9 protein-coding genes are annotated in these 13,630 nt (G+C 64.6%); 2 read left to right on the top strand and 7 right to left on the bottom strand.

The window, feature by feature from the left end:
• Window positions 1-189: 189 nt before the first annotated feature.
• A complete protein-coding gene (locus AC0L20_RS28380) occupies window positions 190-2,457 on the top strand; it encodes a cation:proton antiporter domain-containing protein (protein ID WP_473294006.1) in 2,268 nt (755 codons plus the stop codon).
• Window positions 2,458-2,581: 124 nt separating this feature from the next.
• Here the strand turns inward: AC0L20_RS28380 and AC0L20_RS28375 are convergent, their stop codons facing one another.
• Both AC0L20_RS28375 and AC0L20_RS28370 read right to left on the bottom strand, forming a co-directional pair.
• Window positions 2,582-5,737, bottom strand: coding sequence for an efflux RND transporter permease subunit (locus AC0L20_RS28375; protein ID WP_473294005.1), 3,156 nt, complete (start codon window positions 5,735-5,737; stop codon window positions 2,582-2,584).
• Between the two features lie 15 nt (window positions 5,738-5,752).
• Entirely contained in the window at window positions 5,753-6,946 is a 1,194-nt protein-coding gene (locus AC0L20_RS28370; RefSeq protein WP_473294004.1) for an efflux RND transporter periplasmic adaptor subunit, read from the bottom strand.
• A gap of 255 nt (window positions 6,947-7,201) precedes the next feature.
• Between AC0L20_RS28370 and AC0L20_RS28365 the strand changes: the two genes are divergently transcribed.
• Window positions 7,202-8,005 (top strand): ABC transporter substrate-binding protein, encoded by an 804-nt coding sequence (locus AC0L20_RS28365; RefSeq protein WP_473294002.1) that lies wholly within the window; start codon window positions 7,202-7,204, stop codon window positions 8,003-8,005.
• Window positions 8,006-8,041: 36 nt separating this feature from the next.
• On the opposite strand, the gene AC0L20_RS28360 is transcribed toward AC0L20_RS28365, so the two are convergent.
• The 5 genes from AC0L20_RS28360 to AC0L20_RS28340 all read right to left on the bottom strand — a co-directional run bounded on the left by AC0L20_RS28360 (window position 8,042) and on the right by AC0L20_RS28340 (window position 13,629).
• Complete coding sequence (locus AC0L20_RS28360) at window positions 8,042-9,217, bottom strand: beta-propeller fold lactonase family protein (RefSeq protein ID WP_473294001.1); 1,176 nt, start codon at window positions 9,215-9,217, stop codon at window positions 8,042-8,044.
• Between the two features lie 155 nt (window positions 9,218-9,372).
• Window positions 9,373-10,446: a hypothetical protein gene (locus AC0L20_RS28355; protein WP_473294000.1), complete on the bottom strand. Its 1,074-nt coding sequence runs from the start codon at window positions 10,444-10,446 to the stop codon at window positions 9,373-9,375.
• Between the two features lie 41 nt (window positions 10,447-10,487).
• Window positions 10,488-10,937 (bottom strand): cupin domain-containing protein, encoded by a 450-nt coding sequence (locus AC0L20_RS28350; protein ID WP_473293999.1) that lies wholly within the window; start codon window positions 10,935-10,937, stop codon window positions 10,488-10,490.
• Between the two features lie 77 nt (window positions 10,938-11,014).
• Window positions 11,015-12,856: an ATP-binding protein gene (locus AC0L20_RS28345; RefSeq protein WP_473293998.1), complete on the bottom strand. Its 1,842-nt coding sequence runs from the start codon at window positions 12,854-12,856 to the stop codon at window positions 11,015-11,017.
• A 140-nt stretch (window positions 12,857-12,996) separates the two neighbouring features.
• Window positions 12,997-13,629, bottom strand: a complete 633-nt coding sequence (locus tag AC0L20_RS28340; RefSeq protein ID WP_473293997.1) for a cupin domain-containing protein — start codon at window positions 13,627-13,629, stop codon at window positions 12,997-12,999.
• Window position 13,630 lies beyond the last annotated feature (1 nt).

Genomic DNA, 13,630 nt, shown 5'->3' with positions numbered 1-13,630 from the left:
TTCGGCAAAGACAAAATTTTATCCAGCCTTTTCAACCTCATCCCTACTGTGCATGGGGTTGTTTTTCGCGTTTTTTGATGTTGCCTCCCGAACCCGCCGCAAGCGACAGGAACCCGCTGCGCCTGCCGCGGGTTCTATCCCCGTCATCCCGGCACCTCGCCGGGCCAGATGAAGGGGGAAAATTCCTGCATGCAGTGGAGCCTGCTCCGACCGGTCGGCCTTGTCGCCGCGGCTCTTGTCCTCACCACCGTTGCGGCCAGTGCCGAGGGCGGCAAATCGGCCGGTCCCTCGGAATTCCTGCTGGTGGCCCAGATCGTGCTGTTGATCGCGGTCGGCCGTGGTCTCGGCGAGATCATGCAGCGCCTCGGCCAGCCCTCGGTGATCGGCGAATTGCTCGCCGGCATCCTGCTCGGTCCCTCGCTGTTCGGTTGGGTCTGGCCTGACGCACAGCACGCGATCTTCCCCAAAACGCCCGAGCAGAAAGCGATGATCGACGGCATCGCCCAGTTCGGCATCCTGCTTCTGCTGCTGCTGACCGGCATGGAGACCGACCTCAAGCTGGTCAGGAAGGTCGGCAAGGCCGCGATCGCGATCTCGATCGCGGGCATCCTCGTGCCCTTCGCCTGCGGCTTTGCGCTCGGCGAGTTCCTGCCGGATGCGCTGTTGCCGAATCCGCAAGCCCGCCTGGTTGCGTCGCTGTTCATGGGCACGGCACTGTCGATCTCCTCGGTGAAGATCGTCGCAGTGGTGGTGCGCGAGATGAACTTCATGCGCCGCAATGTCGGCCAGATCATCGTCGCCACCGCCGTCATCGACGACACCATCGGCTGGATCATCATCGCCGTCATCTTCAGCCTGGCCTCGCACGGCACGCTGGATATCGCCTCGGTGGCGAAAGCCGTGCTGGGCACACTGGCCTTCCTCGCCATCAGCTTCACCATCGGCCGCCGCCTCGCGTTCCAGCTCATTCGCTGGGCCAACGACACTCTCGTCAGCACCGCGCCCGTCATCACGGTGATCCTGCTGATGATGTGCGCCATGGCGCTGATCACGCATCTGATCGGCGTCCACACCGTGCTCGGTGCCTTCGTCGCCGGCATTCTGGTCGGCGAGTCCCCGATCCTGACGCGGCAGATCGACGAGCGCCTGCGCGGGCTGATCTCGAGCTTCTTCATGCCGGTGTTCTTCGGTCTGGCCGGCTTGAGCGCCGACCTCACGGTGCTCCGCGATCCCCATCTGCTGATGCTCACCGGCCTGCTGGTCGTGATCGCCAGCGTCGGCAAGTTCGGTGGCGCCTTCGTCGGCGGAACCGTGGGCGGGCTGAACACACGGGAGTCGCTGGCGCTCGCAAGCGGGATGAACGCGCGCGGCTCGACCGAGGTGATCATCGCCACCATCGGTCTTTCGATCGGCGTGCTCAGCCAGAACCTGTTCACGATGATCGTGACGATGGCGATCGTGACCACGATGGCCATGCCGCCGATGCTGCGCGCGGCGCTGGCGAAGCTGCCGATGAACAAGGAGGAGCAAGAGCGCCTGGAACGCGAAGAGTTCGAGAGGCGCGGCTTCGTCGCCAATCTCGAGCGTCCGTTGCTGGCAGTGGACGAAAGCGTCAACGCCACCTTCGCCGCCCACATCGCCGGCCTGATCGCCGGCATGCGCGGCCTGCCGATCACCGTGCTGCACATCGGCAAGCGCGCCAAGGAGCAGGAGAAGGGTCGCGACGAAGAGGAGAGCCCCGAAGCGGTGGTGAAGAAAGCCGCCGAAGCGGTATCTGCCCATGGCGATGGCGATGTCGGCAGCGTCGATGTCGTCACCCGGGCAAGGCGTGCGGAGCTCGGCGAGTCCATTGCCGACGAAGCGCGCAAGGGCTTCGATCTCCTGGTCATCGGCGTCGACAAGGTTGCTGCCGCCAAGGATCGCTTCGATCGGCGGATCGAAGACATCGCAGCGAAGTTCGAAGGACCGCTCGCTATCGTGGCGGCCAAGGGCAAGCACCTGAAGCAGCCGATGCCCGAGGCGCTCAACATCCTCGTTCCGGTCTCCGGCAGCGGTGTCTCCAAGCGCGGCGCCGAGGTCGCGGTCGCGCTGGCGCAGGCGGGATCAGGCTCGCTCCGGGTGATCTATGTCGCGACGACGCGCGACAAGGGCGCGCAGCGCGGCGCCTCTCGTGGTCTGAGCCACGAGGCCGGCATCCTGAAGGACGCCAGCGATCTCGCCGCCCGCTACGAGGTCGACATCACCACGACCTTGCGCGCGAACCGGGCGCCGGAAGCGGCGATCCTGCGCGAGATCGAGACCACCGACGTCGATCTCGTGGTGATGGGCGTCGATCGCATCCAGGCCGATCACCTCTCCTTCGGCGGCGTCGCCGACGCCGTGCTCAGGCAGGCAAAGGTCTCGGTGCTGCTGGTCTCGAGCGGCGAGGCGCGGCAGGTCCCTGCGGAGAAGGCGTAACGGGGTCTCATTGCCGTCATTGCGAGGAGCTCTTGCGACGAAGCAATCCAGAGTTTCTCCGTGGAAAGATTCTGGATTGCTTCGCTGCGCTCGCAATGACGGCTGTGGTAGATGGTCGCGTCTTTTACTTCGCCTCGGCCACTGCCACCGGCTTCGGCGTCTTCTTCGACGCACGCCAGTTCTCGAAGCGCTGCACCAGCACGAAGAACGCCGGCACGAACAGCACCGCGAGGCAGGTCGAGGCCAGCATGCCCGAGAACACCGTGATGCCGATCGACTTGCGCGCGCTGGCGCCGGCGCCGGTCGCGATCACGAGCGGCACCACGCCGAGGATGAAGGCGAACGACGTCATCAGGATCGGGCGGAAGCGGGCGCGCGCAGCTTCGATCGCGGATTCCAGCACCGGCTTGCCGTCGCGGCCGTGCAGCTCGAGCCCGACCTCGACGATCAGGATGGCGTTCTTGGCCGCCAGCGCGATCAAGAGGATCAGGCCGATCTGGCAATAGAGGTTGTTGTCGATCTTCAGTGCGTTGAGGATCAGCATGGGCCCGAGCAACGACAGCGGCACCGCCAGGATCACCGAGATCGGTGCGTACCAGCTCTCGTACTGGCCGGCGAGCACGAGATAGACCAGCAGCATGGCCAGACCGAAGACCCAGTAGATCTGGTTGGAGACGGCCTTCTCCTGATAGGACATCGCGGTCCATTCGAAGCCGGTGCCCGGCGGCAGCGTCTTGTCCGCGATCTCCTCCATCAGCTTCAGCGACTGGCCCGAGGAATAGCCCTGCGCTGGCAGGCCGATCACGGTCGACGAGGGATAGAGATTGTAGAGGCTGATCAGCGAGGGGCCGGTGGCCGGCGTGATGGTGGCGACGGTGCCGATCGGGATCATGTCGCCGTTCGAGTTGCGCACCATCATGTTGGCGATGTCGCGCTCGGTGACGCGGAAGGCGGGATCGGCTTGGCTGTAGACCTGGAACACGCGGCCGAACTTGTTGAACTGGTTGACATAGGACGAGCCGAGATAGGTCGACAGCGCGGCGAACACCTGGTCCGTCGTGACGTGCAGCGTCTGGGTCTTGATGCGGTCGATCTCGACGTTGAACTGCGGCACCGAGGAGCGGAACGAGGACTGGACGCGTTGCAGCGCGCTCTGGCTCTGGCCATTGCTGACCATCGCGCCGGTGACGGCCTGGAGCTTGGCGAAATCGCTGTTGCCATCGCGCAGCTCGACCTGCATCGAGAAGCCGGCGGCGTTGCCGATGCCCTGGATCGGCGGCGGCGGCAGCACCAGCGTGCGTGCCTCCATGATCACCGCGAGCTTGTCGTTCAGCCCGTACACCAGCGAACGCAGATCCTCGCCCGGTCCTTTGCGCGCGTCCCAGTCCTTCAGGATGATGTAGGCGACACCTGCATTGGCAAGGCTGGCGCTGTTATCGAGCGCGGAGATGCCGGCGATGGTGATGACCTGCTGGACTCCCGGCGTGTTCTTGATCAGCTCGCTCGCTCTGTCGAGCACCTTCTGGGTCCGCTCCAATGCGGCGCCGTCGGGCAGTTGCACGGCGGCGATCAGATAGCCCTGGTCCTCGATCGGCAGGAAACCGGTCGGCACCCGGGACAGGCCGTAGCCGCCGATCCCGATCAGCACCAGCGCGAATGCGACCGAGATCGTGGCATGCCTGCACAGGAAGCCGATCAGCTTCGTGTAGCCACGCTCGACGCGGTTGTAGACCGCGTTGAAGCCGCGATAGAAGAAGTTGCGTTGCTCCGGCGGCACCGTCGGCCGCAGCCAGAGCGCGCATTGTGTCGGCTTCAGCGTCGCGGCGTTGATGGCGGACAGAAGCGCGGTTGCCGCGATCACCAGTGCGAATTGCGAATAGATCCGGCCCGTGAGGCCCGCGAGGAACGAGGCTGGCAAGAACACGGAGATCAGCACGAGCGTGATGCCGACGATCGGCGCGAACAGCTGGTCCATCGCCTTGATCGCTGCGTCATGGCCGTTCATGCCCTGCTCGATGTTGTGAGCCGCGCCCTCGACTACGACGATGGCATCGTCGACGACGATGCCGATTGCGAGCACGATCGCGAACAGCGTCGACATGTTGATGGTGAAGCCGAGCGCCGCCATCGCGGCGAACGCGCCGATGATGGTGACGGGAACGGTGGTCGCCGGCACCAGCATCGCGCGCCAGTCCTGCAGGAACACCAGGATCACGACCAGCACCAGTAGACCGGCCTCGATCAGCGTCATGTAGACCTCGTGCACCGAGGCCTGCACGAATTTGGTGGTGTCGAACGGCGTGTCGTATTTCATCCCTTGCGGGAACGCCTTTGCAAGCTCCGCCATCTTCTTCTCGACGGCCTGCTCGACCTGAAGTGCATTGGCGCCGGGCGACTGGAACACGCCGATGCCGGTGGCCGGCTGCTTGTTCAGGGAGAATATCTGGCTGTAGGTCTGCGCGCCGAGCTCAACCCAACCGACGTCGCGCACCCGCGTGACGTCACCGCTGGTGCCCGATTTGACGATGATGTTCTCGAACTCGGCGGTGTCGTCGAGCCTGCCGTTGACGTTGAGGGTATACTGGAACGCCTGTCCCGGCGGTGTCGGTGGGGCGCCGACCTGGCCGGCGGAGACCTGCTGGCTCTGCTGCTGGATCGCCTGGATGACGTCCTGCGGCACCAGGCCACGGACCTGCAGCTTGTTCGGATCGAGCCACACCCGCATCGAATACTGGCCGGCACCGAACACGGTGACGTTGCCGACGCCGGGCAGGCGCGAGAGTTCGTCGCGGAGGTTGATGGTGGCGTAGTTGCTCAGATAAAGGCTGTCGAACGTCTTGTCGGGCGAGGTCAGCGTCACGAACAGCAGGATCGACGTCGATCGCTTCTGCACGGTGACGCCCTGGTTCTGCACGGACGACGGCAGTTGCGACAGCGCGCTGGAGACGCGGTTCTGCACCAGCACCTGCGCGAAGTTGAGGTCGGTGCCGATCTTGAAGGTCACGGTCAGCGTATAGGTGCCGTCGGAGCCGCTGTAGGACTGCATGTAGAGCATATCCTCGACGCCGTTGACCTGTTGCTCGATCGGCAAGGCAACCGTGTCGATCACGGTCTTGGCGCTCGCGCCGGGATAGCGGGTCGTGACCTGCACCGTCGGCGGCACCACGTCGGGATATTGCGCGATCGCGAGGTTGAACAGCGCGACGCCGCCGATCAGGATCATCAGCAGTGCGATGACGTTCGAGAGGACCGGCCGTTCGATGAAGAACTTTGAGATCACGGAAGGCGCTCCTACTTACTTGGCAGACGCCTGCGGCTGCTCGATCTTTGTCACCTGCGGGTCGATCTTCTGGCCCGGAATCACGCGCAAGAGCCCTGCGGTCACCACGCGATCATCCGGCTTCAAGCCGCTTTCGATCACGCGCAGGCCGTTGTCCACGGGACCGATCTGCACCTTGCGTTGCTCGACAACGTTGTCGCCGTTGACGACGAGGAGATAGCGGCCGCCCTGGTCGCTGCCGAGCGCGGTGTCGGGCACGAGCAGGGCGTCCTTCTCCTGGGTGAAGGGCACGCGGACGCGGACGAAATAGCCGGGCAGCAGCACCCGCTTGTCGTTGGGCACGAGACCGCGCACCGCGAGCGTGCCGGTCGATTGGGTGAGGGTCGGAGCGACATAGTCGAGCTTGCCCTCATGCGGATAGCCGGCCTCGGTCTGCAGGCCGACTTGAATTGGAAATTGCTTCATGTCGGCGGCGGTGAGCCCCCGGCGGGCGGCCTCGGCGCGGATGCGCAGCACGTCCTGCTCGTTGACGGTGAAGTTCACATAGATCGGATCCATCGCGACGATGGAGGCGAGTTGAGTCGGCGAAGAGACCCCGACGAGCTCGCCGATCGAGACCATATGCGCGCTGACGACGCCGTCGAATGGTGCGCTCACCTTGGTGTAGCCGTAGTTGACTTCGGCGAGGCGGGTATTGGCCTGGGCTTGCTGGAGGTTGGCCTGTGCGTTGTCGCGGTTCGAGGTCGAGCTGTCCAAAGTCGCTTGCGAGACGGCTTGCCGCTGCACGAGATCGCTCTGCCGCTTGAAGTCGGCTTCCGCCTGCCGGAGCGAGGCCTGCGCGCCGGCCTCGGCCGCCTGCGCCTGATCGAGCTTGAGCTTGTAGGTCTCGGGCTCGATCGTGAACAGCTGGGTGCCTTGCTTGACGAAGGCGCCGTCCTGGTAATCGATCGATTGCAGGAATCCCTGCACGCGCGCAACGAGATCGACATTCTTGACCGGCGCGGTGTTGCCGGTGGCCTCGACATACCGCGTCACCGGGCGCTGCACCGGCGCGGCGACGTCCACCTTGGGCGGCGGCGGGGCGACGAACGTATTCTTGTCCTCACAGCCGGCGAGCGCGGCCACGGCCATCGCGGCGGCCAGTGCCCGCCCGACATGTCTCCGCGCTGCGTTGCGTCGTGCGGGAGATGCGGGATTCGCGCAGGTCATTCGGTGGCCCCCGGTTGCTGTCTGTCGGGGCGGGAGGCTATCAACAAATGCCCGGACGTGGAACACCATAGCCATGGCAGTCGTCGGCCTTGCACTGCAGACCGCGCTGTGGCCTTTGACAGTTTTGCCATCACAAACCGCTTTCCATCGCGCGCACGATCGACCAGAATTATGTCAAGGGCCCTGCGGCGGCACGCGAAACAGTCGGGACGAACAAGAGAAGAATAAAAGAAGAAAAGGTCGGGAGATCATGACATGCCCACGTCTCTCCAGTCGGTCCTTAAGTCGGTCCTTGCCGGCCTCGTTCTCGCCGCGGCCGTTGCCATGCCCGCGCTAGCCGATGGTCTGAAGGACGAGATCGCACCGACCGGCAAGCTGCGGGTCGCGATCGCAATCAGCCCGGCTGGCGGCGCGTTCTGGTCCACCAAGACCGAAGCCGGTTATGCCGGCGTGCCCGTCGATCTCGGCAGGGAGATGGCCGCCCAGCTCGGCGTCCCCGTCGAATATGTCGTGCACCAGAATTCCGGCCAGATCACCGATGCGGCCGGCAAGAACACTTGGGACGTCACCTGGCTCCCCAAGGATCCCGAGCGCGAGACCAGGATGATGTTCGGCCCGATCTACGAGGTCGCGGACGCCACCTACATCGTCAAATCAGGCTCGATCGTCACCAATTTCGCCACGCTTGACCAGGGGGGCATCAAGGTCGCCGCCGTCAACGCCACCACCACGATGCGCGGCGCGGTCGCGCATCTGAAAAATGCAAAGGTCACGGGCTATCAGACCTATGACGAGATCTTCGGGCTCCTCAGCAGGGGCGAGATCGACGCCTTTGCGCTGTCGCGCGACCAGCTTAACAAGATGGTGCAGAAGATCCCGGGCACGCGCGTGCTCGACGAGACCTTCAAGAAGACCGTCACCGCCGTCGCAGTGCCGCTCGGCCATAGCCATGCATTGGCGTTCGTGAGCAAATTCATGAACGACGCGGTGACGAACGGCACCTTGCGCAAGGCCTATGACAACAATGGCCTGAAGGACACGCCGATCCGCACCGAATAGGACGGCGGCGCAAGATGGCTGCGCCGCGCTCCGGCCCTACGGTTCCGCGGTGCGGATGCCCGCGGGGCTCACCTGCATCTTGAGCGTGGATGTCTTGTTCAGCGCTTTGCCGTCGAACGAGAAGGCGATCAGCTCGTTTTCGACCATGCACTGGGCCACGACATATTTGGAGTCCTTCGACCACACCATGCCCTGGCACCAATGGCCGATCTTCGCTTCCGTCACCGGCGTAAGGTCAGTGCCCGAAATTTTGTAGACCTTGAGCAGGCCGAAATCGTTGAAGAACGGCGAGGCAGACGGCTTGTTCGAACCGTTCATGACGGTCACGGCCACATGGCTGCCGTCCGGGGACATCTTCACGGCTTCCGGCGTCTGCCCGACGGTGACTGTCGTGACGACGCGGATCGGTTTCGCCGTCATGTCGATCAGGCTGATCGAGTCGTTGTCACCGCTGCTGGCGCCGACATTGCCGACGATTGCCGTAGCGCTGCCGGTGAGATCGATGTCGTAGGGGCGGATGCCCGCGGAGAGATCGCGCTTGGCGTACTCGACCTTGCTCCCGTCCACGGTCAGAAGCGAGATCTTGCTGTCTCCGTCGCGGGTGACCAGCGCGGTCGCGCCGTCATGGGAAAAGACCGCGTGGCTGGGTCCTGATTTGGCGTCGCCGAGCTGGATCTTGCCGGCCGGCGTCAGCGTGCTCCCGCTGATCGTGAAGACCGAGACCGTGCCTTCGCTGCGGTTCGCGACCAGTGCCAGCGTGCCCGCGCGGTTGATCGAAACGCCGGCAGCGCCGGCGCCTGCTTGCAAGGTCGCCAGCACTTTGGGCGGCGTGGATTTCAGGTCGATGACCGAGAGCTTGTCGTCGGGCACCGTCTTCGTCGGATCCGCAGGATCGAGCTTCATCGCGCCGGTGACGAGGGCGAACGCACCATCCGGTGCAATTGCCACGCTCGGCGGCGGGCCGACGACGCTGGCGGGGGCGGGCACCTCGCCTAGAAGTTTCAAGGCACCGTCGGTGAAGTCGATGACGCTCACCGTGTCGGGCAGCGGCTGCTTGCGCACCACGGCGGTGCCGTTCTCGAGCACCATCTTGCCGTCATTGGCCGTGACGACGATCTCGGCATGCGCGGCGAAATTGGCCAGGCCCGCCAGGGATGTTGAGATCAAGGCCCATGCGGCACGGTGCGTGCGCTTGCGAAGAGCGGCTGTCATGTGTCCCCCCTGGATTTGTTCTTGTCCGGAGAAGCTAAATGCACCGGGCGCAGGACGCAATGACCAGGCGGACCGTTTTGCCTTTGAAGACCCTGATGGACGGCTACAAGGCGGGAGCTAGCCTCTCACCCGCGTGCCACGCGGCGAGCAGCCCCTCAGCGCGGCTTGATCTCCGCATACTTCGCCATCGCCTTCTCGAACTTCCGCTTGAACAGCCACATCGCGCCAAGGATTTCCCGGAAGCTTGCCGAGCTGCGCGCCCGGTCGGCCTGTCCGAATGCGAAGATGCTGTTGTTGCGCAGGTGCTTCATGATCGTCGGACTGGACACCCTGTAGTTCAGGAGATCGCCGGACTTGAGCGCCGACCGTGTCGGCGTGGGTACGATCTGGATCAGCTCGAACAGCTTCATCTGGTCGATCGGGTCGGGCAGCGTCTTCACGATTCCCGGGATCTCCCGGAAAACATCCGCATGCGCGTTCATCAGCCCGTCGCGCACGTTGGTCCAGTGATTGAAACGATGATCGGTGCCGCTGGCGCGTGCCTCCTCTTTATCGTCGCGCGCGCTCAACCCGGGATCGGCCGCCGCGATCTCGGCCTTGATGGTCTCCCATTTCCTGCGGCCGTTGCGGTCCTCGGACGGGCCGGTCTGGAAGCTGCCCATATAGGTGTTGGAGCGCCCGTTGCGGACGTTCTGCTTGCCGTTGGTCTCGGCAAAGAACAGCCCGAGGCTGATCCGGCCCGCGGCTTCGGCGTGGTCAGGCGCAAGCCCCTTGGCCCGCGCGATCGCAACCGCGAGATCGACCACGTCCTTGAACGGCGTCGCCGAGTTCTGCGCGCCGGCCGGCGGCGCTTCCATGATCTCGAACAGCTTTGAGTATTCGTCGACCAGCGGCTCGATGTCGGCATCGAAATAGGCCGGAGGTATCTCGAACTTGTTGGGCCTGCCGATCCGCGACGGCATGACGTCGGTGAGATCCTTGTAAGCACTGATCACGGCGACGCGTGCCAGATACAGCGCCTGGCCCGGCAGGTTCGGCAGCGGCTGCTTGGCGTCGATCTGGCGGCGACGCTCAGACAGAATCGCCTTGAAATCGCCGAGCGCACGCTCGTAGGTCGCAACCGCCTCCGATTGCCTGGCGGTGAGCGTTTGCGCCCGGCTCGGGACCAATGTCGCAAGGACCAGCCCAAGCGCCGCGATGATTGCGAGGAGTTGACGTCGTGCAGGCATGGCCGGTTCCCCCAACGATTCGTCGGTCGGGGGATCGTAGCCTAGTCGTTGGCTTCGGGAGGCAGGAAGTCGACCTCGTGCAGCGCCGAGATGCGCACGACCTCGGCCGGGTCGGTCAGGTCATGGAGCTGGTTGAACAGCGCCTCCAGCTTCTGCATCGGCGAGACCCAGAACAACGCACGGGCCGGTTTGTCGGATTTGTTGAAATAGCCGTGCGGGATGCCGCGCGGCAGGCGCACGAGGTCGCCGGCGTGGGCCTTGACCCATTTGCCGTCGAGCTTGAGGTCGAGCGTGCCTTCCTGCACCAGGATGAATTCGTCCTGGGTCGGATGGATGTGCACCGGCACGAACTGGCCCGGATCGCTGTTGGTCTCGAACGCGAAGGTGGACTCGGTGACGGCCTTAGGGAAGTAGACCTGGCCGAGGATGTTCCAGGTCTTGCCGCCATAGCCCGTACCAACAGCGGTGATGCCCTTTTCGAGTGCAGTCATGGCTCGCCTCCAATGGGATTGTAACTGAGACGGAGTGTTGCGCAGCAGCCATGCGCTGTCCATGCGCAAGACTCGCACTAACGCCTGTCGCGTTCAGCCGCCTGCCTGCGCAGAAAGCCTTCGAGATCGGCCTGCACGGAATAGGGCGTCGGGATCGGATCGCCCGCGTCGTCGACGGCGGTGTCGAGAGAGCGGCGCAGCATGCGAGCGAGCTCGGCCTTGCGGTAGGGCTTTGTCAAAAGCGGCGCGCCCTTGGTGGCGCGTCCCTGCGCATGCGGGGCGTCGTAGGCATAGCCCGACGTGAACAGCACCCGCAGCGAGGGGCGCGCTGCCACCATCTCGTCGGCGAGCTCTCGTCCATTCAAGCTGCCGGCCATCACGATGTCGGTGAAAAGCAGGTCGAAGGGCGTGCCTTCGGCCGCGATGGCGAGCGCCTCGGCCGCATTGGCGGCCGGGATGATCTTGTAGCCGAGGCTTTCGAGCTGGACCGTAACGTACTGGCGGACGTCGCGGTCGTCCTCGACACAAAGGATGGTTTCCGTCCCGCCCATGACCTTGCGCTCGTCATAGCCGGTGGGGCGAAGCGTGCTCGCCTCCGCCTTCGGCAGGTAGATCGTGAAAATCGTGCCGCGTCCTTCTTCGGAAGCGACCTTGATGCCGCCGCCGGACTGCTTGATGAATCCGAACACCATGCTGAGCCCGAGTCCCGTGCCCTTGCCGACGTCCTTGGTCGAGAAGAAGGGATCGAAGATCCGCTCCAGAATGGCTGACGGAATGCCGGTGCCGGTGTCGGCTATCTCGATCTCGACATAGTCGCCGGCATAGCCGGCCCCGACCGCCACGGCCTCGCGGACGCCGAACACGACGTTGCGCGTCGTCAACGTCAGTCTGCCGCCGTCCTGCATCGCATCGCGGGCGTTGATCGCGAGGTTGAGAAGTGCCGAGCTCAATTGGCCGCGATCGACCAGCGCGAGCCAGATGTTGCCGTCGAGCCGGGTCACGATCTCGATCTTCTTGTCGAAGGTTGCCCGAAGCAGCTTTGCGAGCTCTTCGAGCAGTTCGTTGACGTCGCTCTCGGCCGGCTTGAGCGCCTGCTTGCGGGCAAAGGACAACAGGCTCGAGGTCAGTGCGGCGCCGCGGTCGGCGGCGTCGCTGATCAGCTTGGTGATGGTCGCGAGCGGCGGATTGTCCTTCACGGCGTCGGCGAGGATCTCGATCGTGCCCGTGATCACGGTGAGCATGTTGTTGAATTCGTGCGCGATGCCGCCGGTGAGCTGGCCGATCGCCTCCATCTTCTGGGCCTGGATCAGCTGCTCCGCGGCGGCGCGCTTCTGGGTGACGTCCTTGACGAAATTGTTGATGAGGGTGCGCCCCCCGATGTGGAGCGCCGTGCTGGAAGCCTCGATCAGGATCTCGTCGCCGTCCCGGTGCAGCAGGGTCGCTTCGAACCGGATGCCGATCGGCGTATCCGACAATTCCGGCAGCAGCCGCATCATGCGTTGCCTGAAGCCGTCGCGCAGCGGCTCGGCGATGAGGAGGTTGACGACGTCGGTGCCGAGCGCCTCCTTGCGCGTCCATCCGGTCAGGGCCTCGGCCTGAAGGCTCCATTCCAGCACGATGCCGCTCTGGTCGGTCTGAATGAAGGCGTCGAGCGCGGTCTTGATGACGGCTTGCGTCATCTGTGCGCTGGCCTGCGCCTGCTCGGCCAGTTGCGCGGCGGCACGTTTTTCCTGCGCCGTTTCGATCGCGCGCGTGCACAGACGAGCGAGCAGGACGGCAATGGCGCCGCTTGCGAGCAGGGCGACGATCTGGGCAATGCCGAACCCGGCGCCGGTCGCGGCATAGGAGACGAGGAGAGCCGCCGCGGTCACGATGACCTGCGCGGTCATCGCGAGTGTCAGAAGCCCCCTGAGTTTCATGGTCTCACACCAACGCGTCAGTCGCGGCCCCCGTGTCCGCCCTGTCAATGACCGGCTCCACGTCAGCGACAGATGTGAGCTACAGATTCCGCGCGGCGGCGTCGAGGGGCAATTTGCGGTGGTGCCGGTTTGGCGGCGCTTCAACCTGCCGGCGAATCGGTCTGGCGCAGCGTGGTCACCCAGATTACGCGGGCCGTCTGCTGGGTCGGGTTGTCGAACATATGCGGCACGATGCTCGGAAAGCGAAAGCTGTCGCCGGCCTCGAGCAGATGGGCCTGGTTGTCGAGCCACAGCCGCAGGCTTCCCGAGAGGATATAGCCCGCCTTCTCGCCAGTGTGCTGCAGGAAATCGGTGCCGGACGAGGCGCCGGGATTGAGCGTGAGCTCGTAGAGTTCGAGCTGGCCTTTGTCCGCCGGCGTCAGCGCTTCCTTGACGACGCCGCTGGCGGTGAGCCGCAGCAGGCGCCGGCTGTTCTTGCGCACGATGTAGCGCTGCACGTCGGTGGGATCGGTGGTCTCGAAGAAATAGGAGATGGGAACGTCGAGCGCGATGCTGAGCAGGCGCAACGTGCGTATCGACGGCATGGCGCGCGCGCGTTCGAGCTGGCTGATCATCCCGTTGGAGAGGCCGGTCTTGTTGGCGACGTCCTGGATCGACAGGCCTGCACGTTGCCGCAGCAGCCGCACGGTCTCGCCGAGGCGCTGGTCGACGGCATCGTCGGCTTCGGGCGCCGGGGCATCCTTCGGATCGTTGATCTCGCCGCGACCATCCATG

It is taken from the genome of Bradyrhizobium sp. Kon58 (assembly GCF_055807455.1).
Note: the sequence above shows the minus strand (reverse complement) of the source record. Positions and strands in the feature narration are given on the sequence as shown.